17 protein-coding genes are annotated in these 24,213 nt (G+C 65.1%); 3 read left to right on the plus strand and 14 right to left on the minus strand.

Annotated elements, in window-relative coordinates; all coding sequences use genetic code 11:
• Positions 1-2: 2 nt before the first annotated feature.
• From ACSQ22_RS22510 to apbC, 10 genes are all read right to left on the minus strand, one after another.
• Positions 3-2,963: a formate dehydrogenase subunit alpha gene (locus ACSQ22_RS22510; RefSeq protein ID WP_121421028.1), complete on the minus strand. Its 2,961-nt coding sequence runs from the start codon at positions 2,961-2,963 to the stop codon at positions 3-5.
• Positions 2,964-2,976: 13 nt separating this feature from the next.
• Positions 2,977-3,186, minus strand: a complete 210-nt coding sequence (locus tag ACSQ22_RS22515; protein WP_436131598.1) for a twin-arginine translocation signal domain-containing protein — start codon at positions 3,184-3,186, stop codon at positions 2,977-2,979.
• A 147-nt stretch (positions 3,187-3,333) separates the two neighbouring features.
• On the minus strand, positions 3,334-3,969 hold the full coding sequence (locus ACSQ22_RS22520; protein ID WP_121421029.1) for a TorD/DmsD family molecular chaperone: 636 nt from the start codon (positions 3,967-3,969) through the stop codon (positions 3,334-3,336).
• Positions 3,966-6,047: a 4Fe-4S binding protein gene (locus ACSQ22_RS22525; protein WP_436131643.1), complete on the minus strand. Its 2,082-nt coding sequence runs from the start codon at positions 6,045-6,047 to the stop codon at positions 3,966-3,968. The genes ACSQ22_RS22520 and ACSQ22_RS22525 overlap by 4 nt, the downstream gene beginning before the upstream one ends.
• Positions 6,007-6,768 carry a DUF3306 domain-containing protein gene (locus ACSQ22_RS22530; RefSeq protein ID WP_436131599.1) on the minus strand — a complete coding sequence of 254 codons (762 nt, stop codon included), beginning with the start codon at positions 6,766-6,768 and terminating at the stop codon, positions 6,007-6,009. Before ACSQ22_RS22530 ends, ACSQ22_RS22525 begins: the two co-directional genes overlap by 41 nt.
• A complete protein-coding gene (locus ACSQ22_RS22535) occupies positions 6,761-7,312 on the minus strand; it encodes a DUF3305 domain-containing protein (RefSeq protein WP_121507325.1) in 552 nt (183 codons plus the stop codon). The genes ACSQ22_RS22530 and ACSQ22_RS22535 overlap by 8 nt, the downstream gene beginning before the upstream one ends.
• Before the next feature lie 66 nt (positions 7,313-7,378).
• Complete coding sequence (fdhF, locus tag ACSQ22_RS22540; RefSeq protein WP_436131600.1) at positions 7,379-10,276, minus strand: formate dehydrogenase subunit alpha; 2,898 nt, start codon at positions 10,274-10,276, stop codon at positions 7,379-7,381.
• Positions 10,273-12,171, minus strand: a complete 1,899-nt coding sequence (locus ACSQ22_RS22545) for an NAD(P)H-dependent oxidoreductase subunit E (protein ID WP_436131601.1) — start codon at positions 12,169-12,171, stop codon at positions 10,273-10,275. The genes fdhF and ACSQ22_RS22545 overlap by 4 nt, the downstream gene beginning before the upstream one ends.
• Positions 12,172-12,368: 197 nt before the next feature.
• Entirely contained in the window at positions 12,369-13,325 is a 957-nt protein-coding gene (locus tag ACSQ22_RS22550) for a LysR substrate-binding domain-containing protein (RefSeq protein WP_436131602.1), read from the minus strand.
• Between the two features lie 25 nt (positions 13,326-13,350).
• Complete coding sequence (gene apbC / locus ACSQ22_RS22555) at positions 13,351-14,442, minus strand: iron-sulfur cluster carrier protein ApbC (protein ID WP_055402851.1); 1,092 nt, start codon at positions 14,440-14,442, stop codon at positions 13,351-13,353.
• 142 nt (positions 14,443-14,584) lie between these two features.
• Here apbC and ACSQ22_RS22560 point away from each other — a divergent pair, with 142 nt between their 5' ends.
• Positions 14,585-15,154: a restriction endonuclease gene (locus ACSQ22_RS22560; RefSeq protein WP_436131644.1), complete on the plus strand. Its 570-nt coding sequence runs from the start codon at positions 14,585-14,587 to the stop codon at positions 15,152-15,154.
• 88 nt (positions 15,155-15,242) lie between these two features.
• On the opposite strand, the gene pyrF is transcribed toward ACSQ22_RS22560, so the two are convergent.
• A complete protein-coding gene (pyrF, locus tag ACSQ22_RS22565) occupies positions 15,243-15,932 on the minus strand; it encodes an orotidine-5'-phosphate decarboxylase (protein WP_436131603.1) in 690 nt (229 codons plus the stop codon).
• A 203-nt stretch (positions 15,933-16,135) separates the two neighbouring features.
• Here pyrF and ACSQ22_RS22570 point away from each other — a divergent pair, with 203 nt between their 5' ends.
• Positions 16,136-17,401: a patatin-like phospholipase family protein gene (locus ACSQ22_RS22570; protein ID WP_436131604.1), complete on the plus strand. Its 1,266-nt coding sequence runs from the start codon at positions 16,136-16,138 to the stop codon at positions 17,399-17,401.
• Between the two features lie 19 nt (positions 17,402-17,420).
• Here the strand turns inward: ACSQ22_RS22570 and ACSQ22_RS22575 are convergent, their stop codons facing one another.
• Positions 17,421-18,536 (minus strand): SMP-30/gluconolactonase/LRE family protein, encoded by a 1,116-nt coding sequence (locus ACSQ22_RS22575; protein WP_436131605.1) that lies wholly within the window; start codon positions 18,534-18,536, stop codon positions 17,421-17,423.
• A 174-nt stretch (positions 18,537-18,710) separates the two neighbouring features.
• On the opposite strand from ACSQ22_RS22575, the gene metG reads away from it, so the two are divergent.
• On the plus strand, positions 18,711-20,810 hold the full coding sequence (metG, locus tag ACSQ22_RS22580; protein WP_436131606.1) for a methionine--tRNA ligase: 2,100 nt from the start codon (positions 18,711-18,713) through the stop codon (positions 20,808-20,810).
• Between the two features lie 116 nt (positions 20,811-20,926).
• Here the strand turns inward: metG and ACSQ22_RS22585 are convergent, their stop codons facing one another.
• Positions 20,927-23,107, minus strand: a complete 2,181-nt coding sequence (locus ACSQ22_RS22585) for an FG-GAP repeat protein (RefSeq protein WP_436131607.1) — start codon at positions 23,105-23,107, stop codon at positions 20,927-20,929.
• A gap of 397 nt (positions 23,108-23,504) precedes the next feature.
• Positions 23,505-24,155, minus strand: coding sequence for a YitT family protein (locus tag ACSQ22_RS22590; RefSeq protein ID WP_176888632.1), 651 nt, complete (start codon positions 24,153-24,155; stop codon positions 23,505-23,507).
• Positions 24,156-24,213 lie beyond the last annotated feature (58 nt).

A 24,213-nucleotide genomic window follows, 5' to 3' on the forward strand; every position in this document is an offset into this window, starting at 1 on the left:
GATCAGGCGCGTTCCACGTTGCAGATCGTGGTCTTGGTTTCTTGCATCATGGTCACGCTGTCGTAGCCATACGTCGTTGCGGTGTTCACGGCTTCACCGCGCACCACAGGCGCCGCGCCCTTGGGGTAATAAGCCAGCATGTCCGCGCCCTGCCAGCGGCCCGAGAAGTGGAACGGCATCCACACCGTATCGGGCGCCACGCGCTCGGTGACCAGGGCCTGCACGTTGATCCGTGCGCCAGTGGGAGAGCTGAGCCACACACGCTCGCCGTTGCGGATGCCCCGGTCTGCGGCAGTCTTGGGGTTGATCTCGACAAACGACTCCTGCTGCAGCTCGGCCAGCCAGGGGTTGGAGCGGGTTTCCTCGCCACCGCCTTCGTACTCGACCAGACGGCCAGAGCTGAGGATGAGCGGGAACTTCTCGTGCACCTTGTCCGCCACATTTTTCTCCTGGACGCTCTTGTACAGCGTGGGCAGGCGCCAGAAGGCCTTCTTGTCGTCGTGGGTGGGGTACTTGGCCATGAGGTCGGGCCGGGTGCCATACAGCGGTTCGCGGTGCTGCGGAATGGCATCGGGGAAGTTCCACACCACAGCGCGGGCCTTGGCGTTGCCAAACGGATGGCAGCCATGCTTCATGGCCACGCGAATGATCGCGCCAGTAGGGTCGGTCTTCCAGTTCTTGCCTTCGGCCTTGGCCTTCTCGGCGTCACTCAGGTCGTCCCACCAGCCCAGCTTTTTCAGCAGCACATGGTCGAACTCGGGGTAGCCCGTGGTGATCTCGCTGCCCACAGAATGCGAGCCGTCCTCGGCCAGCAGATTGACGCCATCCTTCTCGACGCCGAAGTTGGCGCGGAAGTTGCCGCCGCCTTCCATCACGTGTTTGGAGGTGTCGTACAGGTTGGGCGAGCCAGGGTGCTTGAGCTCCGGCGTGCCGTAGCAGGGCCATGGCAAGCCAAAGTAGTCACCCCCAAAGTCGTAGCCGGTTTCCTTGTCCTTGCCACCCTTCGATTTCAGGGTTTTCACATCGAACAGGTGCATGTTCCGCATGTGGGCCTTCAGGCGCTCGGGGCTCTGGCCCGTGTAGCCAATGGTCCAGACCGACTTGTTGATTTCGCGCAGGATGTCTTCGATCACGGGCTCGTCCATGCCCTTGACCTTTTGCATCTTGTAGTTCTTGGACAGCTCGGCTGCAAAGCCCAGCTTCTCAGCGAACTGGTGCATGATCATGTGGTCCGAACGGCTCTCCCACAGCGGCTCGATCACCTTCTCGCGCCACTGGATGGAGCGGTTGGAGGCCGTGCACGATCCACTGGTTTCAAACTGCGTGGCGGCTGGCAACAGGTACACCGCACGGTTGGGGTTCAGGTCTTCGGCCTTGCCGGGCATGGCGGCCATGGCGGCGGTGGCCGAGGGGTACGGGTCCACCACCACGAGCAGATCCAGCTTGTCCATGGCCCGCTTCATTTCCAGGCCACGGGTCTGCGAATTGGGCGCATGGCCCCAGAAGAACACGCCGCGCAGATTGGAGTCCTGGTCGATCAGCTCATTCTTCTCCAGCACACCATCGATCCAGCGCGATACGGTGATGCCGCTCTTGGTCATCATCGCGGGCGATGCGTACTGCTTTTTGATCCACTCGAAGTCAACCCCCCAGACTGCGGCGAAGTGCTTCCACGAGCCTTCGGCCAGGCCGTAGTAGCCGGGCAGCGAATCGGGGTTGGGACCGACATCGGTGGCACCTTGCACGTTGTCGTGGCCGCGGAAGATGTTGGTGCCGCCGCCTGTTTTTCCCACATTGCCCAGTGCCAGTTGCAAAATGCACGAGGCACGCACCATGGCGTTGCCGATGGTGTGCTGGGTCTGGCCCATGCACCACACGATGGTGCCAGGGTTGTTGTCGTGCAGCATCTTGGCGACCTTGAACATCTGGTCTTCCTTGACGCCGCAGGCCTCTTCCACCTTGTCGGGTGTCCACTTGGCCAGCACATCCTCGCGCACCTTCTCCATGCCATAGACACGGTCGTTGATGTACTTTTTGTCTTCCCAGCCGTTCTTGAAGATGTGGTACAGCAGGCCGAAGAGGAACGGGATGTCGGTGCCCGAGCGGATGCGCACGTACTCGTCGGCCTTGGCTGCGGTGCGGGTGAAGCGTGGGTCCACCACAATCATCTTGCAGCCGGTTTCCTTGGCGTGCAGCATGTGCAGCATGCTCACCGGGTGGGCCTCGGCCGCGTTGGAGCCGATGTACAGAGCGACCTTGCTGTTTTGCATGTCGTTGTACGAGTTGGTCATGGCGCCATAGCCCCATGTGTTGGCCACGCCCGCCACGGTGGTCGAGTGGCAGATGCGCGCCTGGTGGTCGCAGTTGTTGGTGCCCCAGAAGCTCACAAACTTGCGCAGCAGATAGGCCTGCTCGTTGTTGTGCTTGGACGAGCCGACGAAGTACACGCTATCCGGGCCGCTGGCGGCACGCAGCTCTTTCATCTTGGCCGTGATTTCGTTCAGGGCCGTGTCCCAGCTGATGCGCTCGTACTTGCCGTTGACGAGCTTCATGGGGTAGCGCAGGCGGTATTCGCCGTGGCCGTGTTCACGCAGTGCCGCACCCTTGGCGCAGTGGGCGCCCAGGTTGATGGGCGAATCGAACACAGGCTCTTGCCGCACCCACACGCCGTTTTCGACGACCGCATCCACCGCACAACCCACCGAGCAGTGGGTGCAGATGGTGCGGCGTACTTCGATCTTGCTGTCGCCGATGCCCACCTTGGCACCCTCGGCAGCATTGGATTTTTTGACCAGCGTGAGCTGCGACGCCGCAATACCTACGCCCACTCCCAGGCCGGAGCGGCGCAGGAACGAGCGGCGGTCCATCGTGGGCAGCGCCTGCGACAGGCCACGGCGCAAGCTGTGCACAAAAGGAGACGATGCGACCTGCGCAGCGTGGGAGGACTTCTTGGTTAGCAACATGGCACGCCCCGCTTCAGAGTTGGGTGGTCTTGTAGTACTGCTTCACGTGCGCAGACAGGTGATAGCCACCGCCTTTTTCTGGCGCCACCCGAGCGGGTTCAGGCACGACGGCATCTGAGGGAACTACATGGGGGAGTGCCACGACGGCTGCGGCTGCAGCCCCTACGGTGGCGGCGCCGGAGAAGAAGCTCCGGCGTGAGGAATTGGGCTGGCGGTTCTGCATGCTTGTCTCCAGAATGGCTGGCAGCTATGAAACGGAATTCATACAGTCTATGTCAGTGTGTAAAAGCCTGCAATCGAGCTTTACACCTCCCACTAAGACACTCATCTTTTGTAGCAACCTGAGCAGGCTTTTCGAGCCTCCCAGAGGTTAGTCGAGCATGTCGAAGCCCTGGGCCTCCACCGACACGAAGGCCCGTGTGAACTGGGCCAGCGCTGCATAAAAGCGCGCCTGCGGTTGGGCAGCCAGGGCATCACACAACTGCAAAACCCAGGGCTGCACATGCGTTGCAAAAAAGTCGCGCTGTGCCGTCAGGTTGCAGACAGCTACGTCATCCCCCGCGATCAGGTAGCGCATCACCTCGCACAGGTACGCGATGTGGTCTTCGGTTTCGGACATGGAATCGTCGCGTGCCAGTCCCAGCCGATCCAGGTCGGTGCGCAAACGGGCCAATGGCTTTTCATTCAGAAAACCGCTCAGGTAATGCGAGCCATACAAAAACACCTCGGGCTTGCCCACACCGCCAAAGAGACGGTCGAACTCCTGCGCGATGGCGGCATCGCTCAGTTCGCGGGCCGCACCCACCAGCACCTGCCAAGGCTCTTGCAAAAAGGCGCCGTCGGCGGGTGCCTCGGTCACGGCTACCCGCAAGGCAGACAACAACTCGGCGCTGGGCGCGGCGTAGTACAGCTGCGACAGCAGACCATAGAGTTCGGCGCGTGCCGTTTCCTCATCCAGCGCAGAGCTGCCGCCAGGGGGGGTCAAAGAAGCAGGTTGGGCGCTCACAGGTCCGTCACTTTCGTTTCGCTTTGGGAGGAATACAGGTCAATCACGCGGCAGTCGCTGCACATCTTCAGGCGCTCCAGCGCGTCGCCCTGGAACATCGCGTGGCCCGACAGTTTGCCCAGCATGGCCTCGATGGCCTTGACGGTGCCAAAGGGCTTGCTGCAGCGCACACAGGCCCAGGGTTTGGCCTCGTTGAGCACGCGCAGTTGCGCACGCTCCGGCGCCAGCAGCAGGCGCGGCTGCAGGGTGATGGCGTCTTCCGGGCAGGTGGTGACACACAGGCCACACTGCACGCAGTTCTTTTCGATAAAGCGCAGTTGCGGCAGCTGCGGGTTGTCCTGCAGCGCACTGGCCGGGCAGGCGCTCACGCAGCTCAGGCACAGGGTGCAGCGGTCCTTGTTGACTTCAATGGTGCCCAGCGGCGACCCCACTGCGGGCAAGGCAATGGCTGCAGGTCGCTCGGCCACAGATATCGGGGCCTGCTCGATGAGATGGTCCAGAGCCATCTCCAGCGTGCTGCGCTTTTCCTGCGCCACGGCAAAGCGCGCGGCCACGGCCGGGGTCTTCTGGCGAGTCTGGCCCAGGGCCTGCAAGGCGGCGTCCAGCTCGGTGGGATGGGTGGCGCGCAGCAGTTGCACATGGGTGCCCGTGTAGCCCAGGCCCCGCAAGATGGCTTGCGCCACATCCATCTGTGCCTGCAGGCCGTCGAGGTACTGCGGTGCTTCCTCCTGTGTCGTCAGCAACACTACCTGCGAAGCGCCGTAGGCAATGGCGCTGAGCCACAGGTCCACCCCGGTGCTGGCGGTGTGCCACAGCGCCACCGGGATCACATTGGCAGGCACGCCCTGCGCCAGTTTCAACTGGGCGGCACGACCCAGCTCTTCCACCAGCGCCTGTCCGCGCTCCTGGCTGTGCAGCAGCAGCACAGCATCCTTGCCACCTGCAGCGGCGTAGGTGGACAAAAGGGTTTTGAGCTTGGTGCCCTGCTCGGTCGCACTGGGGTAGGCATAGGTCAGCGCGCCCGTGGGGCACACGGTGGTGCAGGCGCCGCAGCCGACACACAGGTTGGGGTTCACCTTGATTTGCTGACGGCTTTTGTCGCTGGCAATGGCTTCGGCCGAGCAGATGTCCACGCAGGCATTGCAGCCCACGGTTTCGTTGCGGCTGTGGGCGCAAAGCTTTTGTTTGTAGACAAAAAACTTGGGCTTTTCGAACTCGCCCACCAGCTCGCGCAGCTTCAGCAGCGTGGCCATATTGACCCCATCACTACGCCCGTCCCAGCGCAGGTAACCCTGCGGCAGCGCGTGCTGCAAGAAGGTGGGCGTGGCGGTGGGCGAACGCAGGTCGAGCACCAGGTCAAAGCGCTCGGTCTGCGCCGTGGCGTCACGGGTGAAGTCGATGGCACCCGCCACCTGGCACACCTTCACACAGTCGCGGTGCGAGCTGCAGGCCGCCATGTCGATCTGGTAATCGAGGCCGATGGCGTTCTCGGGGCAGGCCGCCACACAGGCGTTGCAGCGTGTACACAGGTCCAGGTCAATGGGGTTGTCGGCCTTCCACTGCAGCTCAAACGCACCCAGCCAGCCGGTAAGGCCCGTAATGCGCCCACCCAGCACGGGAAAACGCCGCGCCTGCGCACCACCCGCATTGCCGGGGCCTTGGGTGAACAGGGTCACATCCAGCACATCCGACACCAGGGCGGCAGCCTGTTCGGCCTGGTCGAGGGGGCCGATGATGAGCAAGCGGCCCGTGCTCTTGTAAGTGACCGTGGGCACGGGCGGTGGATCAGGCAGGCGGGCGGCGGCCAGCAGCGCGGCGATCTTGGGGCTGGCCTTGGCGGCATCGCGGCACCAGCCACCGGTTTCGCGGATGTTCACAAACCGGATGGGCGACACCGCGCCTTCGGTCTGCTGGCCCAGATCGCCAAACAAGCGCTGCTCCTGAGTGCAAGCCACCACCACATCGTCACCCGACTGGATGGCCTTTTGAAAGGCCCCCGCCTCGCGGCGGCACAGGGTGGAGTGGAGTGTCAGGTCTTCATGCAGCGCCGCGCCCAACGCCTTCGCGTTGAGGGGCATCGTCTGGTTGCAGTCGCAGATGAGCGTCGTGGTCATGTTCTGTGTGGCTGGCTGGCAGGGCCACCGCATCCTTATGGGCGCGGGTGGCCATCTCAAGCTCGCTGGAGGGGGCGCTAGGAATAGCGTTGCATACCCCGGACTGTGCCACGTCTGCGCGGGCGTGCCCCTCCGCATCATCCCGAGGCTGAGCAAGGGCAGGGGCTATTGCTTCTGCGTCTGCACTGGCTTCTACGGCGGCGCCATCGACCGGAACATCAGGCGCTGCATCAGCCTTCTTTTCGTGATCAAAAAAGCCCATCGCATGGGCGCTGGCCATTTTGCGCAGCATGCCTTCGGGCAGCGGGTCGGGCTGGGTGTAGTCGCCGATGTAGATATCGAGGCCATCCATCACATTGAAGTGCGGGTCGGCAAAGAGCTTCTTCATGGCCAGGTTGCGCACCTCGGGCGATACATCGCGGGCCACAAAGGCCTTGAAATCGGATGCCGGCGTAAGCGCCTGGGCATCGGCCAGCGTGGGTGGCGGGGGAGCTTCTGCAGCGGGCCCAGCGCCTTCTGCGGCGGTGGGGGGGGAGCCAGCTGCCACGGAGGATGGGGCAGGCGGTGACGACGAAGACGCGGCCGGAGGCAACGACGGAACGGGTGGTGGAGGTTCCTCCACCGGCTTGCCTTCGCGCACCTCCTGCTTGCGGCGCGACCAGCGGCCCAGGAACCCGTCAGCCATGACCGCCACCTCCACCACGCGTTTTTTCAGTGGACACAGATGCAGGGTTACCAAACCGGTCTTGCAGCGTGCGGAAACTGTCCGGCCGCTTGCGGCGTTTGGGTTCGGGCTGGTAGTGCTCGGCCACAAAGGCGCGCAGCGCTTCCACCACCTCGGGCGCTGCGGGCACCTGTTCCACGGTTTCCTGCGCGTCCAGCCAGCGGCCTGCGTCGTGGTAGCTCAGGCTCACGGCCACGGGGCGGGCCAGCGGGATCTCGCCAGTGCCAGGGTCGTCATCGCGGCGCCACATCACAAACCAGCACGGGGCGGGCGAAGTGAGGTTGAGGTGATAACCCTCGGCGTCGTCGCGAAACAGCTCTGCCCGAAACCCCGGGAACAACCAGCGCTGCTCGCGCTCGTCCCGGAGGATCTGGCGCGGCTCGGTGCCAAAGGCGGGCTCGTTGATCACCACCTCGGCCAGCGACCACCGCCAGGGCTGCCAGCGGTTGTCGATGTGCTCGCACCGCATGATCACGGCAACGTCGGTGTAGGGGCGCTCAGTCATGGGCGCAGACTTTACCCCGGCGCAAGGCCACCAGCAGCTTTGTCCGTAAAGCCCCTCTGCGCACGGTCAGCTTGCAGCCCCCTCCAGCACCTCCACCGCCACCGCGCAGTACTTGAACTCCGGGATCTTTCCAAACGGGTCCAGCGCCGCGTTGGTGAGCAAGTTGGCTGCCGCCTCCACGTACGCAAAAGGCATGAACACCGTGCCGCGCGGCGTGCCGTCGTCGCGCCGCACGCGCACCTGCACCATGCCGCGCCGCGAGCGGATGCCCACCAGCGCACCGGGCGCCACGCCAAGCCGGTCAAGTTCGTCGCCATGTAGCGATGCGGTGGCCATAGGCTCGATGGCGTCGAGCACGGTGCTGCGCCGCGTCATGCTGCCCGTGTGCCAGTGCTCCAGCTGGCGGCCCGTGATGAGCACCAGGGGGTAGTCGGCATCGGGCTTTTCGGCGGCCGGGATCACGCCGGCGGGCACCAGTTGCAGGCGACCCGTGGGGGTGGGAAATTTCTCGGTGAAGACGATGGGCTGGCCGGGGTCGCCCTCTGTGAGGCACGGGTAGGTCACGCTGGACTCGCGCTCCAGCCGGTTCCAGGTGATGCCCTCGATGCTCGCGTGCATGGCCTGCCGCATTTCGTCGTACACGGCAGCTACGCCCGACTCTTCGCCTTCGTAGTTCCAGCCAAGGCCCATCCTCTGGGCGATCTGCTGAATGATCCACAGGTCCGGCTGCGCATCGCCCGGCGGGTTCAACGCGCGGCGCCCCATCTGCACCATGCGGTCGGTGTTGCTGGCGGTGCCGGTCTTTTCGGGCCAGGCGCTCGCGGGCAGCACCACGTCGGCCAGCCAGGCAGTCTCGGTCAGGAAGATGTCCTGCACCACCAGATGCGACAGGCTGGCCAGCGCGTGGCGCGCGTGGTTCAGGTCGGGGTCGCTCATGGCGGGGTTCTCGCCCATGATGTACATGCCGCGCACCTTGTGCGGGTCGCTGTCGTCGGCCAGTGCCTTGTGCATGATTTCGACCACGGTGTAGCCCGGCGCTTCGTCCAGCTTGGTGCCCCAGAAGTCTTCAAACCAGGCATGCGCCCCGGCGTTGTCCACGCGCTGGTAGTTGGGGAACATCATGGGGATCAGCCCTGCGTCGCTTGCGCCCTGCACGTTGTTCTGGCCGCGCAGCGGGTGCAGGCCCGAGCCGGGCTTGCCGATCTGGCCGGTGATGGCGCACAGCGCGATCAGGCAGCGCGCGTTGTCGGTGCCGTGCACGTGCTGGCTCACGCCCATGCCCCAGAGGATCATGGAGGACTTGGCGGTGGCAAATGCCCGCGCCACCTCGCGCAGCGTCTCGGCCGGGATGCCGCACACCGGAGCCATGGCCTCGGGGCTGCAGCCCATCACGTTGGCCTTGAGGGCCTCGAAGTTGTTGGCGCGATCCTTGATAAAGGCCTCATCCACCAGGCCCTCATCGATCACCGTGTGAATCAGCGCATTGAGCATGGCCACGTCGGTGTCGGCCTTGAACTGCAGGTTGCGCCAGGCGTGGCGGCCGATGTCGGTGACGCGCGGGTCGGCCAGCACGATCCTGGCGCCGCGCTGGGCAGCGTTCTTCATCCAGGTGGCGGCTACCGGGTGGTTGGCCGTGGGGTTGGATCCGATCACAAAGATCAGCTCGGCATGCTCCACGTCATTCACCGGGTTGCTCACCGCACCCGAGCCCACGCCTTCGAGCAGCGCGGCCACGCTGGACGCATGGCACAGCCGCGTGCAGTGGTCCACGTTGTTGCTGCCAAAGCCGGTGCGCACCAGCTTCTGGAACAAATACGCTTCTTCATTGCTGCCCTTGGCGGAGCCAAAGCCCGCCAGCGCCTTGGGGCCGTGGGTGTCGCGCAGGGCTTTAAGCGCGCCAGCAGCCAGGTCCAGCGCCTCGTCCCAGGTCGCTTCGCGGAAGGTATCGCGCCAGTCGGCGCCGTAGGGCCGCACCTCCTTGGGCACGCCGGGTTTGCGGATCAGCGGCACCGTCAGGCGGTCGGGGTGGTGGGCGTAGTCGAAACCGAAGCGCCCTTTCACGCACAGGCGGCCGTGGTTGGCCGGGCCGTCGCGGCCTTCGACGCTGATGATTTTTTCATCGCGCACGTTGTAGGTGATGAGGCAGCCCACGCCGCAGAAGGGGCAGACCGAATCGACCTTGCGGTCCACCTTTTGCGAGCCGACGTGGGTCTTGGGGCTGAGCGCGCCCGTGGGGCAGGCCTGCACACATTCGCCGCAGGCCACGCAGGTGCTCTCGGCCATGGGGTCGTCGAGGTCGAAGACGATCTTGCTGTCGGCCCCGCGCAGCGCGTAGCCGATCACGTCGTTGACCTGCTCTTCGCGGCAGGCGCGCACGCAGCGATTGCACTGGATGCAGGCATCCAGATTCACGGCCATGGCCGGGTGGCTCAGGTCGGGCGCGGGCTGCTCTCGACGCAGGGCTTGGAGTGCCGGTCGCACGGTCACGCCCAAACGATCCGCCCATTCGCTCAACTCGCCGTGCTGGCCTATGACTTCTGGATTTTTTGAGTCATATAGGCCGATAGCGCTTGATGGACAAGCGCCACCAGCTATCAATTCAGGAGTATTTGCCTTTTGATCGTTCCACCGGTATCCCACGTCCGGCATGTCGGACAGCAGCATCTCCACCACCATCTGTTGGCTCTTGCGGGCGCGCGGGCTGGCCGCCTGCACCTTCATGCCTTCAGTCGGTGCGCGGCAGCAGCTGGGGGCCAGCGTGCGTTCGCCCGCGATCTCCACCACGCAGGCGCGGCAGTTGCCGTCGGGACGCAGGCCGTCGCTGTAGCAAAGGTGCGGAATCTCCACGCCGTGGCGCTGCGCGGCCTTCAGGATGGTTTCGCCAGGATGGGCTGTCACGGGCTGGCCGTCCAGCTCGAAAGCCACGCCGGGCTGCGCTGCGGCAGAAGTCAACACGGCGCTCATGGCTTCACCCCGGTAGGCAGTTGTTCGGTCAGCGGGCTGTTGCGCGGCTTGGGCAAATTGCCCGGCCAGGGGCCCTCGCCCACCTCATGCGGAAAGTATTTGTGAATGCAGCGGATGGGGTTGGGCGCCGCCTGGCCCAGGCCGCAGATGGACGCGTCGGCCATCACCTGCGCCAAGTCGTCCAGCAGGTCGGCGTCCCACTGCGGTGCCTCCATCAGCGCGGCGGCCTTGGCCGTGCCCACGCGGCAGGGCGTGCACTGGCCGCAGCTTTCGTGTTCGAAGAACCGCATCACGTTCAGCGCCGCATCGCGCGCCCGGTCGTGCTGGCTGAGCACGATGACGGCGGCCGAGCCGATGAAGCAGCCGTAGGGCTGCAGCGTGTCGAAATCGAGCGGAATGTGGTTCAGGCTGGCGGGCAGGATGCCGCCCGAGGCGCCGCCGGGCAGGTACGCATAGAGCTGGTGGCCGTCGGCCATGCCGCCGCAGTATTCGTCGATGAGTTCCTGCACCGTGATGCCCGCAGGCGCGAGCTTGACGCCGGGGTGCTTCACGCGCCCGCTCACGCTGAAACTACGCAGCCCCTTGCGCCCGTGGCGGCCGAAGCTGGCAAACCACTGCGGCCCGCGCTCGACGATGTCGCGCACCCAGTACAGCGTCTCGAAGTTGTGCTCCAGCGTGGGCCGGCCGAACAGGCCGACCTGCGCGATGTAGGGCGGGCGCATGCGGGGTTCGCCGCGTTTGCCTTCGATGCTCTCGATCATGGCCGACTCTTCGCCGCAGATGTAGGCGCCCGCACCGCGCCGCAGCTCGATGTGCGGCAGCGGGCATGGCGGCTCGGCACGCAGGTCGTCCAGCGCCGTTTGCAGCAGTGCGCGGCAGCCGTGGTATTCGTCGCGCAGGTAGATATAGATGGCCTCGGTACCCACCACCTGGGCGGCGATGAGCACGCCTTCCAGAAAGCGGTGCGGGTCGCGCTCCAGGTAGGTACGGTCCTTGAAGGTGCCGGGCTCGCCCTCGTCGATGTTGACGGCCATCAGGCGCGGCGCGGGCTGGTCCCGAACAATGCGCCACTTGCGCCCCGCCGGGAAGCCCGCGCCGCCCAGGCCGCGCAAACCCGAGTCCTCCATGGCAGCGAGCACCGCCTCGGCGTCCATCTCTCCGTTGACCAGCGCGGCGGCGGTCTGGTAGCCGCCGTGGGCACGGTAGGTGACAAGGTCGGTGTGCGCGGGGCTGATCCCGTCCGGCTGCGTTGGCACGCTCTTCTCGGACAGCTCAGAAATATCAAAATTGATAGCTACTAGCGCTTGTGGATGAAGCGCCAGAGCCCGATTTGTCTTGGATTTCACTACCTCCAGCACTGAATCCACTGTGGCGCGCGGCACGGGGCACTGGTGCACCACCGCCACGGGCGCTTGTTCGCAGCGGCCCACGCAGGGCACGGCCTGCACCTGCACATCGCCCTGCCCGGCCGCGCGCAGCCGCTCGGGCAGCGTGGCCAACAGCTCGCGGGCACCGGCCAGGCTGCAGCTCAGGCTGTCGCACACCCGCAGCACCAGACGGGGTGCCTGGGCGTCTTCACCACGTACGATCTCGAAGTGGTGGTAAAAGCTCGCCACCTCGTACACCTCGGCCATGGGCAGGTTTATCTGCTTGGCGAGAGCCACCAGGTGCCGGTCGTGCAGCACGCCAAAGTGGTCGTTCAGGCGGTGCAGATATTCAATGAGCAGGTCGCGCCGGAAGCCTTCGGCCGGGCGCGGGCCCAGCAACTGCGCCACATCGGCCATCGCTGCGTCCTCGGGCTGGCGGCCCTTGAGGCGGCTTTTGCGGCGGATGCGCTTGCGCATGTCGTTGACCGACACGGCGGCAACAGTAGGGGCTTCGGGGGCAAGGTGCATGGAGCGGGTGCGTGGGGGCGTTGTTTTGTATGAAAGCGCCTGCATAGGCCGGGCGCGATGCCGCAGTGTCGGCCAGGGGCGCATGCAGCGTCAAATTGCCGATGCACATGGGTCGATCACAAAAACAAATGAAACAGCCGGGTTTGAGATGCCCTGCTAATCGCCTATGGCCGCCCCGGCGGTGGGTCGAGCCTGGGTCAGTGGACTGCCAACAACCCGCTGTGCGCGGCGGCATGCTGCAGCCAATCGGAGTCTTGCGCCAGCGCCAGCGCCGCATCGAGTGCACGCGTTGGCTGCACCTGCCGGTGCGACATGAATCCAATCGCCGTGGTGAGCACCGGGCCCGTCAGCGGCAGCGCCTCCAACCCGTCATGGCCGCGCACGACATCGACCAGCGCCCCGGGCAGGATGCTGCACACCTGGCCTGCCACCACGCTCAACGCCAGGGTCAATACCGAATCCGTTTCCATGGCGGGCCGCACCGTAGCACCCGCGCTGCGAAACGCGCCATCCACCAGGCTGCGGTTGTGCATCTCGGGGGTGAGCAGGCACAGCGGCAAGGCCGCCGCATCGGCCCAGGCCATGGGAGGGCCGATCTGCAGCCCGCGCGCCGGCCCCTTGCGCTGGCTCGGCGCCCGGCGCAGCAAAAAATAGTGCTCCACATACTGCGGCCAAGCACGCAATGGCCCGCCGCGTGCAGGCATGCGCTCGGTGTAGCCCAGCGCCAGGTCCAGTGCAATGCTCTCCAGCCCCGCCTCCAGCGCCTGCGAGCTCATCGACAGCGCGACCGGCACAATGCCCGGGTGCCGCGCCTGCAGCTGCGCCGCAAACCGCGCCAGGATGGGCATGGCGGTGGGCACCGCGCCCAGGCGCAGCGTGCCGCGCGGGTGGGCGGCGTCGCTGCTCAGGTCCTGCTGCAGCACCTGGTGTTCGTGCAGCATGCGCTGCGCCGTGGCCAGCACGCGTTCGCCCTCGGGCGTGAAGCCTTCGAAGCTGCGGCCCCGGCGCACCACGACCACGCCAAACTCCTTTTCCAGCGCGCGCAGTGCATTGGACAGCGCGGGCTGCGTGATGTGGCAGGCCTGCGCCGCCCGGCCAAAGTGCCGGTGCTCATGCAGCGCCACCAGGTAGCGCAGGGACGCGAGCAGGTTCATGGCATGGTGGGGCGACTCAGGAAGATCAGGTGTTCTTGCTGATCGAAATCGTCGGGAACTTGCTCGAAAAATCCTTGGCCTGCTGCGCGATCTTCACCGCCACGTCGCGCGCGACCTTCTTGTAGATCTTGGCCACGTCCCCGTCGGGGTCGGCCACCACTGTGGGCTTGCCGCTGTCGGCCTGCAGGCGGATACTCATGTCGAGCGGCAGCGCGCCCAGGTAGTCCATGTTGTACTCGGCTGCCATCTTCTTGCCGCCATCGGCGCCAAAGATGTGTTCCACATGGCCGCAGTTGCTGCACACGTGCGCGGCCATGTTCTCGACGATGCCAAGGATGGGCACGCCCACCTTCTCGAACATCTTGATGCCCTTCTTGGCATCGAGCAGGGCGATGTCCTGGGGCGTGGTCACGATCACGGCGCCGGTCATGGGCACGCGCTGGCTCAGGGTGAGCTGGATGTCGCCGGTGCCGGGGGGCATGTCGATGATGAGGTAGTCGAGGTCTTTCCAGTTGGTCTGGCGCAGCAGTTGCTCCAGCGCCTGGGTGGCCATGGGGCCGCGCCAGATCATGGCTTCGTCCTGGTCCACCAGGAAGCCGATGGACATGACCTGCACGCCGTAGTTCTCCAGCGGCTCCATGGTCTTGCCGTCGTCGCTTTCAGGGCGGCGGTTGATGCCCAGCATCATGGGCTGGCTGGGGCCGTAGATGTCGGCGTCGAGCACGCCCACGCTGGCGCCCTCGGCGGCCAGGGCCAGGGCCAGGTTGGCGGCCGTTGTGCTTTTGCCCACGCCGCCCTTGCCCGAGGCCACGGCGATGATGTTCTTGACCTGGGGCAAGAGCTGCACGCCGCGCTGCACGGCATGCGCAATCACCTTGGTGGTGATGTTGACCGACACGTTCTCGACGCCCCCCACGCCCTTGGCAGCGGCCACGAGATTGCGGCGCAGTTCGGGCACCAAGCTCTTGGCGGGGTAGCCCAACTCCACATCGAAGGCCACGTCGCCGCCGCTGATCTGCACATTGCGCAGGGCGCGGGTGCTGACGAAATCCTTGCCCGTGTGGGGGTCCAGCACGCTGGAAAGTGCGGCCAAAAGGCCCTGTTCGGTGACTGCCATTCAATAAACTCCTGTGGGGCCGGTAGTCTATCCAAGCGCTGTTCCCCCGGCGCGTGAAGGACAATGCGCACGCTTTGCCCCTGGCTCCACAGCAGCCGGCACCCTGAGAAACCGAACGAAAAGGACCCCCGTGAAATTCAAGATGGCCGAGAAATCCCTGTTTGCCATGCTGCTGCGCTCGCCCTGGTGGATCAGCTTTGTGGTGGTCGGCCTCATCGTTCTGGCGGCAGGTGCGCTGCTGCCCAAGGAATATTTCGTGGTGGGTGCGCTGGCCGGTTTCCCCATCTTCGTAGTGGGCTGCATCGCCGCGTGGAAGCAGCTGCACGCCCCCAACCCCGCCCGGGTTGCCGAGATGCTGGAGGCCGTGGCCAGCATGCCCTGGCGCAGCTTTGCCGACACCCTGGCATCGGCCTGGGCACGGGCGGGCTACTCTGTAGAGCGGATCCACGGCAACAACGCAGGCGCTGACATGCGACTGACCCAAGGTGGCAAAACCACGCTGGTCAGCGCCAAACGCTGGAAAGCCGCCACCCACGGCGTAGAGCCCCTGCGCGAGCTGCACGCGGCCATGCTGGCCAGCGAGGCCCCCGCAGGCGTCTATGTGGCTGCCCTGGGGCAGGTCAGCGACAACGCCCAGGCGTTTGCCCGGGAGCACGGCATTGTGGTGCTGCAGGGTGACGCGGTGGCACAGCTGCTGCTGCGCCAACCGTAGACAGCGATGTGCCGGGGCCTCCGGCCCACAGAATCACAGCTGTAACGCTGCAGAAAAAAGGCGATCCGCCCCATCCCGGGCCAAATTTTCAAACATCTAGTTCTGCGCACAGGGCAGCAAAAGAAGCGGCAGGGTTCAAAGCGCGTGATATCGGCCGACCCACCACGACGTGCGTTGCACCCGCCTTGATGGCTTCGCTGGCGGTGGTGAAACGGGCGTGGTCGCCTTTTGCAAACTCCAGCGGCTGTATGCCAGGCGTGACGATGAGCGCGCCCCGCGGCAGCGCGTTGCGCAGAAGCCTGGCTTCTAGCGGCGACGCGACCACACCGTGGCAGCCTGCTGCGTGTGCAAGGCGCGCAAGACGCAGCACCTGTTCTGGCACTGTCGACGCCACGCCCACTTCGCGCAGCGCCTCGTCGTCCATGCTGGTGATCACAGTGAGTGCCAGCACTTTGAGCTCAGGGAAGTGTGCTGCCGACGCCACTGCAGCCTCCAGCACAGAAGATCCTGCCGACGCATGAACCGTCACCATAGAAGCCCCCAGTTGCCCCGCCGCCGCAACTGCGTCAGCCACCGAGCTCGGGATTTCAAACAGTTTGAGGTCCAAAAAGACCTGCTTGCCAGCATCCAACAGATCGCGGACGAAGGACGGTCCAGCCGCCGTGAGCAATTGCAAACCCACCTTGTAGACAGAAGCAGCAGAGCCCAGCTGCCCGACCAGATCTGCCGCAGGCGCAGCAGCAGGGAAATCAAGCGAAACGATGATGCTCGGATTCAAGCCATCTCCCCAAAAAAGTGCGTTGGAGCATGCCACAGGCCGGGGAACAGCACGAACCCACCTCTGGCGCAAACAATTGACTTCCCCCGGCAAGCTTGAACGCCCCAGCAAAAAGCGAAGTGTCGCCTCAACCATGCGGGTTTTCCCACATGAAGGGCTCCCAGCCACCCACCGACACTTGGGACACCACCCCACACACATTCATGCCGCCCTTGGTAACTTCTGATATCCCCGCCGAAGCGAGACCCGCCACCGGCCTGCTACTCACCGGCGGCGGTGCCCGCGCCGCCTACCAGGTGGGCGTGCTCGAAGCCATTGCCGACCTGCGCCAGGCCTGTGGCGAGGGGAGCGGACCCAACCCCTTCCCCATCATCACCGGCACCTCGGCCGGGGCCATCAACGCGGCGGCGCTGGCCTGCGGGGCCGACAACTTTGACCGCGCCGTGCGCCGCATCGCACGCGTATGGCGGCAGTTCCACGCCAGCCAGGTGTATGGCGCCGACTCGCTCAGCGTGATGCGCAGCGGCGCGCGCTGGCTCACGCTGGTGTCGCTGGGCTGGGCGCTGGCGCGCTGGCGGCGCATGCGGCCCAAGTCGCTGCTGGACAACACCCCGCTCGAAAAACTGCTGGTCAAGATGGTGCCGCTGGTGCGCCTGCCCCGGCTGATCCGCAAAGGGCATCTCACAGCGCTTGCCGTCACAGCGTCGAGCTACAGCTCGGGCGAACACGTCACCTTTTTTGAAGCCGCCGCACCCGTCAAGCCCTGGGTGCGCTCGCAGCGCAAGGCGGCCAGCGACCGCATCACGCACGAGCATCTGCTGGCGTCCTCGGCCATTCCGTTCATCTTTCCGGCCAAAGGCATTGAGGTGGATGACCACGTCGAATATTTCGGCGACGGCTCCATGCGCCAGTCGGCGCCCATTGCTCCGGCCATTCACCTGGGGGCCGAGCGCATCCTGGTGATCGGCGCTGGCCGCATGCACGAGCCCAAGGGCGATGCCGCCGCCAACCCCACGGCCACCTACCCCACGCTGGCGCAGATTGCGGGTCATGCGCTGTCCAACATCTTTCTGGATGCGCTGGCCGTGGATGTGGAGCGCGTGCAGCGCATCAACCAGACCCTGTCGCTCATCCCCGAAGAAAAGCGCCTGCACAGCGCACTGCGCCCCATCGAGCTGCTGGTGATTGCCCCCTCGCAGCGCCTGGATGCCGTGGCTGCGCGCCACGTGGGCGACCTGCCCACGCCCGTGCGCACCATGCTGGGCGCCCTGGGCGTCACGTCCAACATGGCCGATGTGCGCGGCGCGGCGCTGGCCAGCTACCTGCTCTTCGAATCCGGTTACACCCAGGAGCTCATGGCCCTGGGCCGGGCCGACACCCTGGCCATGCGGGCCGAGGTGTGCAGGTTCTTTGGGTGGACGGATAACGGCGCCGAGGTGAAGACCCGGCACCATGGGGAAACCGCCTGAGACGCCCCAGGCCTGAACCCTACGGCTTGGGCAGCCACCCCAGGCCGTGCGCGTGCAGGCTCTGCACATACAGCCGGTCCGCCGTCTCGGTGATCGCAGTGGTCTCGGGGTAGGCGCCACTCGGGTCCTGCAGGTCGGCCACCACCTTGCCATCGTCGGTGAACGCAATCACATGGCCGTAGGGCTGGGGAATGGGACACAGCGCACGCGGCAGGCGCAGGGTCAGGCTGCGCAGCCAGGGCTTGCCCGCCATGTTGTCGATGGCTGCCCCGCGCGGCTTGGCAAAGCCCAACCACACCTTGCCGTCCTGCCCGCGCATCAGGTTGTCGGGGTAGCCGGGCAGGTTGTCGAGCAGCACGCGGGCCTGGGGGCTGGCCTGGCCAATGTCGAGGTCTTTCGCATCCACCGCAATCTTCCACACCCGGTATTTGCCGGTTTCGTTGACGAACAGGTGTTTTTCGTCCTGGCTCAGGGCCACGCCGTTGGCAAAGCTGATGCTCTGGGCCACCACGCGTGCGGTGCGGGTGGTGGGGTCGTATTCGATCACCCGGCCGGTGCTGGCCTGCTCCAGGATGTCGAGCACGCTCGCTTCAAACGTGCCGCCCCAGTCCTTGGGGGCAAAACGGGTGGAGGCGTCGCTCAGGTACATCTTTCCGCTTTGGGCCACCACCACGGCGTCGGCATAGCGGATGGGGTCGTTGCCCACCTTGTCGGTCAGCACGGTGACCTTGCCATCGGGCGCAATGGACAGCAGGCCCCTGACCGCATCGGCCGCAATCAGATTGCCCGCTGCGTCAAAGTCAAACCCCAGCACCCGCCCGCCGGTATTGGCAAACACCTCCTGGCCCGATCCGTCGGCGTTCATGCGCAAAATGCTGCCGCTGAGCACGGTGGTGTAGAGCTTGCCGTCCTTGCCAAAGGCGATGTGCTCGGGGCCCACCTCGCCCTTGAGGTCGATGATGTTCAGCTGGGCCAGGCGCTGGTTGGGGGCATGCACGCCCTGGTAGCCGGGGGCGGCAGGCGCGGTCCAGGCCACCGGCTGAATGGGCACAGGCCACGCCGCCAGATAGGCAGCCACCGCCAATATCGCGCCACCCACGCCCCACCCCACCCGTTTTGCCCATGTGCTGGCCATGTGTCGTCTCCTGTTGATTGTTGGAATGCGGGGCATTGTGGCTCCATAGGCGGCCTGCGCGCATGCCCTGTTTGGCACCTGCGCGACCTGGGGAGGCCACCGCAGCGCCCGTAATGGCCAGGGATACTGCCGACCGCCTAAAATCGCGGGTTCCGCCTGAGAAAGCCGCTTTTCATGACGACCTCCGCCCGCAAACTCTTCGTTACCACCGCCCTGCCGTACGCCAACGGCAACTTTCACATCGGCCACATCATGGAATACATCCAGGCCGACATCTGGGTGCGGTACCAAAGGATGCAGGGCAACGCGGTCAACTTTGTGGGTGCGGACGACACCCACGGTGCGCCCATCATGATTGCCGCCGAAAAGGCCGGCAAGACGCCCCAGCAGTTCGTGGCCGACATCGCCGCCGGTCGCAAGCAGTACCTGGACGGTTTTCACATCAGCTTTGACAACTGGCACAGCACCGACGCGCCTGAAAACCACGAGCTGGCCCGCCAGATCTACCGCGACCTGCGTGACCGTGCCGATGGCAGTCTGATCGAGGTGCGCACCATCGAGCAGTTCTTCGACCCCGAGAAGAACATGTTCCTGCCCGACCGCTACATCAAGGGCGAATGCCCCAAGTGCCACGCCAAGGACCAGTACGGCGACAACTGCGAGGTATGCGGCACGGTGTACGCGCCCACCGACCTCATCAACCCCTTCTCGGCCCTGTCGGGCGCCAAGCCCGAGCTGAAGAATTCGGAGCACTTCTTCTTCAAGCTCTCGGACCCACGCTGCGTGGAGTTCCTGGAAAACTGGACGCAGGACGGCAAACTGCAGCCCGAGGTGGCCAACAAGATCAAGGAATGGTTCACCGTCCGCACCAACCCCGACGGCACTACCAGCGAAGGCCTGGGCGACTGGGACATCAGCCGCGACGCGCCCTACTTCGGCATCGAGATCCCCGACGCGCCCGGCAAATACTTCTACGTGTGGCTCGATGCCCCCGTGGGCTACCTCGCGTCGCTAAAGAACCTGCTGGAAAAGCGTGGCGAAAGCTACGACGCCTACATGGCCGACCCAGCCATGGAGCAGTACCACTTCATTGGCAAGGACATCGTCACCTTCCACACCCTGTTCTGGCCCGCCATGCTGCACTTCAGCGGCCGCAAGACGCCCAACAACGTGTTTGTGCACGGCTTCTTGACCGTGAACAACGGCGAGAAGATGAGCAAGAGCCGGGGCACGGGCCTGGACCCGCTCAAGTACCTGAGCCTGAACATGAACGCCGAGTGGCTGCGCTACTACCTGGCGGCCAAGCTGAGCGCGCGCAACGAGGACATCGACTTCAATGCCGAAGACTTCATGCTGCGGGTGAACAGCGATTTGATCGGCAAATACGTGAACATTGCCAGCCGCGCGGCGGGCTTCTTGACCAAGCGCTTTGACGGCAAGCTGACCGACCAATTTGCCACCACGGGCACAGCCCTGCTGGCCGAGGTGCGCGGCGCCAGTGACGCCATCGCGCAGATGTACGAAACGCGGGAATACAGCAAGGCCACGCGCGAGATCATGCTGCTGGCCGACAAGGTCAACGCCTATGTGGACCAGAACAAGCCCTGGGATCTGGCCAAGGACGCTGCCAACAACGAGGCCCTGCACCAGGTGTGCTCGGTGCTCGTCAACGCCTTTGCCGCGCTCACCCGCTACCTGGCACCTGTACTCCCGGGCCTGGCCCAGGCGGTGCAAGGCTTTGTGGGGGTGAACATGCAGCAGTGGAACGTGGCGGGGGACGTGCAAGCCATCCAGCCCTACCAGCACCTGATGCAGCGCGTGACCCCAGAACAGCTTGAAGCACTGTTTGAGGCCCCAGCGCAAGCAGAACAAGCGCCAGCAGCTACTGAAACCGTAGCAGCCAACTCCCTTCCTGGTGGCGAGGAACTGGCCCCCACCATCACCATCGACGACTTCACCAAGATCGACTTGCGCATTGCGCTGATCGTGAACTGTGAGCCGGTCGAGGGCTCCACCAAGCTGCTGCGCCTGACGCTGGACGTGGGCGAAGGCCGTACGCGCAACGTGTTCAGCGGCATTGCCAGCGCTTACAAGCCCGAAGATCTGGTGGGCAAGCACACCGTGATGGTGGCCAACCTGGCGCCGCGCAAGATGAAGTTTGGCGTGAGCGAAGGCATGGTGCTGGCCGCCAGCCATGGCGACGAAAAGGCCAACCCCGGCATCTACGTGCTCAACCCCTGGCCCGGCGCCACGCCCGGCATGCGGGTGCGGTAAGGCGTGCAACGCTCATAGACAAAGCAACCGTCAAGGATGCCGAGGGGTGCTGAGCCCCTCGCCATCCGCCGATAGAGGAAGGGGCGGCATGTTGACTGCCGCCCTGAAGCAAGCTCTCAGTAAAGGTACACCGCGCCCGCGTTGGTGCTGCTTTCGTCAGACTGATTGCCCCCAATGCCAGTCGATCCACTGTCTTCGGTGGATGCCCCCACGGCCAGCGTAGTGCCGTCACCCGATATCGCCACACGTCCACCAAACCGGTCCCCAGCGCCCGTATTGGGTGCCTTCAGGTAGGCCTGTTGCGCCCAGGTGCCTGCGCTGCGGCGGAACACCAGCACAGCGCCCGCATCCGCTGCGGCGGTGTTGGCCGGGTCGCCATTGAATCCGCGCGCATTGCTGTCGTCCCGGTACGACGGCACCACCAGCGTGTTGCCGTCGCTGGACATCGCCAGGTTGTTGCCAAACCGGTGGGGGGTGCGGGTGTTGGAGGCTTTCAAGTACGCCTGTGACTGCCAGACGCCACCTGCGCGAGTAAACACAAACACCGCGCCAGAGTTGAGTGCAAGGGTGTTGCTGGGTGGAGGCACGACGAAGGTGCCTGTGTAGTTGCTGCTGTCTCCGTCCATGCCAACCGCCAGCGTGTTGCCGTCGCCTGACAGGATGACCGATACACCGAAGCGGTCCTGCGCCTTGGGATTCGGAGCCTTCAGATAGGCCTGCTGCGACCATGCCCCCGCATTGCGCTGGAACACGTAGGCCGCACCGGCATTGGCCAGGGTGTCGTCCGCAGGATCACTCGCCAAGGCGCTGCGCTCAAAGAACGCGCCCACCGCCAGGGTGTCGCCTGCGCCAGACAGGCTGAGGTAGATGCCGAAGAAATCTCCCGAGCCTGCGTTGGAGGCCTTGAGGTAACTTTGCTGTGCCCAGCTGGTGCCCGTGCGGGCAAAGACGTAGGCAGCCCCGGACGCAGCATAGGCTCCATTGCCGTGTGTTCCAGTCAGGTCACCATCCTCGTTGTAGGCCCCCACCGCCAGGGTGTTGCCGTCGCTCGAGAGGGCTACGAATGAACCGAAAAGATCGTCGGCATCCGCGTTGTTCGCCTTGATGAATGCCTGCTGCGACCAGACGGCGCCCGTGCGGGAATAGACATAGACGGCGCCTGAGTTGCTGGCCAGGTTATTGGTGGTCGGCATCGTCGAGAACGTGCCCTTCTGGTCGCCGCTCTCGCCATCCGCGCCGATGGCCAGCGTGTTGCCGTCGGCCGACAAGGCCACGGCATTGCCAAAATAATCGTTGGCCTCGCCGTTGGGGGCCGCAATGCGCGCCTGCTGCGACCACGTGGCGCCGCTCTTCGTGAATACGTATACCGCCCCGGTATTGCCACCCTCTCCATACGCCCCCACGGCCAGGGTGGTGCCGTTGCTGGACAAGGCCACGCGGTTGCCAAACCGGCCTTCGACGGTGGTAGTCGATCCCTTGAAGTAGCCAATGGCACGCACCATGTCTGCCGCCATGGAGGTCGATGGGGCACTGCACCCGCCCGCGTTGCAGGCTTGCACGGTGTACGTCGCATTCACCCGAAGGTGCAGCAGCACCGGAACTGCGTAGGTCAGCCCGGTGGCCGCGGTCGACCCGATTTGCGCGGGTGCCAGCGGGCCCGCGCCGTCCGGGTCTTCGTACACCGTGTAGCGGGTTGCGCCGGGCGTCGAGGTCCACGAAAAGACCAGTGCCTTCGTCCCATAGGCAATCCCCAGGCCACCCGGCGTGGGGGGAGCCGGTGGAGGGGGGGGAGCAGGAGGCGGAGGCGATGAGACGGTGCTGCAACGCACTCTCACTTGGGTCACGGGCGCCACGACAACCCCGGTGCCAGCCTCTACTGTGCAAACCTGATTCGCAGGCTGTACATGCACCGTCACGGCGTAAGAGCTGCCATGGGTCAGCGGTGAGGCAAACCCGAAAACGCCATTGGTGGCCACCAACAGATCCGCAGCGCCGTTGAGCCGCAACGTCACCACGCCCAGCAGGCCCGTGATCGATCCACCGACGGAGTAGGTATTGGTGGTGCATGTCACCAAGATGTTGGTAACCGGGCCTGCCACCACACCCGAACCGTTTTCCACAACACAGGTCTGCCCGGCGGGCTGGGTACGCACAACAATGTTGTAGGCCTGGCCCTGCAAAACGTTGGTGGCATAGCTGCCGTTCGCCGTGATGGTCAGCTCCGCCTCCGTGCCATTGGCCAGGACGAGCGTGCCCACCAGCCCCGTCACAGTGCCGCCCACAGCATGTTGCGCCACGGGCGGGGGCGGTGGGGGCGCAGCAGGGTCTTCGCCACCGCCGCAGGCCATCAAGACTCCGCTCGCAATCAGAAGAAGCAGCCTTGCCGCCCCACCAAGCCTCGCCCACAGTGCTTCAGCGCTGGCGGAATAAGTTCGGTACATCAAGGGTTCTCCGGGCATGTGAACGGGGTGGGCACTTCACCCATTCAGGAGGCGCGGGCGAGCCCGGCGCCCCTCGTGCGGGCGCAGGCGGGGTGGCACGAACTCTATGGTGGGTGGACGCGCAAACACACCCCACTGAAGCAGGGTTGACGGGTGCAATGGAGTCGCGCAGGGGCGTTCGGCGGGAGCTCAGGCCGCTGAGGACTCGGTCACGATCGGAGACAGGCGGCCGTCGCGCTGGCGGCCCCGTCCCTCAATGCCCCACGTAGCGCCCTGGCCGGTGGCTGATCCACAAGAACCCGCTCATCACCAGCACGGCCAGCACCGAATACGCCACACGCTCGACCGGCACCACGAACAGCGCCAGCAGCACCACGGAGCCGTCGATCATCATCTGCACCTTGCCCGCCCGCATGCCATAGCGGCTTTGCAGATACAGCGACACCACCGTGGCACCGCCCAGGCTGGAGCGGTGGCGCGCCAGAAACAAACAGCCCGTGCCCAGCAGCAGCCCGCCCAGCAGCGAGGCGAACAGCGGGTTCAGGTAGTCCACATGCATCACGTGCGGAAACAGCTCGGTCAGCAGCGACAGCAGGCCCACGCAGACAAAGGTCTTGATGGTGAACTCGTGACCCATGCGCGTCCAGGCAAACCAGTAGAACGGCAGGTTGACCACAAAAAACAGCTTGCCGAACGAAATGCCCGTGACGTAGTGCAGCAAAAACGCCACGCCCGCGGTGCCGCCCACCAGCAGGCCCGCCTGGTTGAAAAGCATGAGCGCCATGGCCACAAACAAGGTGCCCGCGAACAGGGCCTGCGCGTCTTCGAACAGGCCGTGGCGCAGCGATGGCGGGGGGGACATTTCGGGCGTCGGCATGGCAGGAGGGTGAAGGGTGTCGGGCATGGGATCAGGTGGGGATGCAGTGCACCACAACTAGCAAGCAACGCGCCAGTGCGCAGGG

The organism is Acidovorax sp. LjRoot38, assembly GCF_964252975.1.
Lineage (GTDB): Bacteria > Pseudomonadota > Gammaproteobacteria > Burkholderiales > Burkholderiaceae_C > Acidovorax > Acidovorax facilis.

Coding starts and splice junctions, on each gene's coding strand:
- ACSQ22_RS22560 (WP_436131644.1), top strand. CDS start 14,585: ATGGCCGAGAAATCCCTGTTTGCCATGCTGCTGCGCTCGCCCTGGTGG.
- ACSQ22_RS22575 (WP_436131605.1), bottom strand. CDS start 18,536: ATGGCCAGCACATGGGCAAAACGGGTGGGGTGGGGCGTGGGTGGCGCG.
- apbC (WP_055402851.1), bottom strand. CDS start 14,442: ATGGCAGTCACCGAACAGGGCCTTTTGGCCGCACTTTCCAGCGTGCTG.
- ACSQ22_RS22515 (WP_436131598.1), bottom strand. CDS start 3,186: ATGCAGAACCGCCAGCCCAATTCCTCACGCCGGAGCTTCTTCTCCGGC.
- ACSQ22_RS22510 (WP_121421028.1), bottom strand. CDS start 2,963: ATGTTGCTAACCAAGAAGTCCTCCCACGCTGCGCAGGTCGCATCGTCT.
- ACSQ22_RS22535 (WP_121507325.1), bottom strand. CDS start 7,312: ATGACTGAGCGCCCCTACACCGACGTTGCCGTGATCATGCGGTGCGAG.
- ACSQ22_RS22590 (WP_176888632.1), bottom strand. CDS start 24,155: ATGCCCGACACCCTTCACCCTCCTGCCATGCCGACGCCCGAAATGTCC.
- fdhF (WP_436131600.1), bottom strand. CDS start 10,276: ATGAGCGCCGTGTTGACTTCTGCCGCAGCGCAGCCCGGCGTGGCTTTC.
- ACSQ22_RS22530 (WP_436131599.1), bottom strand. CDS start 6,768: ATGGCTGACGGGTTCCTGGGCCGCTGGTCGCGCCGCAAGCAGGAGGTG.
- ACSQ22_RS22525 (WP_436131643.1), bottom strand. CDS start 6,047: ATGCCCCTCAACGCGAAGGCGTTGGGCGCGGCGCTGCATGAAGACCTG.
- ACSQ22_RS22550 (WP_436131602.1), bottom strand. CDS start 13,325: ATGAACCTGCTCGCGTCCCTGCGCTACCTGGTGGCGCTGCATGAGCAC.
- metG (WP_436131606.1), top strand. CDS start 18,711: ATGACGACCTCCGCCCGCAAACTCTTCGTTACCACCGCCCTGCCGTAC.
- ACSQ22_RS22570 (WP_436131604.1), top strand. CDS start 16,136: ATGCCGCCCTTGGTAACTTCTGATATCCCCGCCGAAGCGAGACCCGCC.
- ACSQ22_RS22545 (WP_436131601.1), bottom strand. CDS start 12,171: ATGCACCTTGCCCCCGAAGCCCCTACTGTTGCCGCCGTGTCGGTCAAC.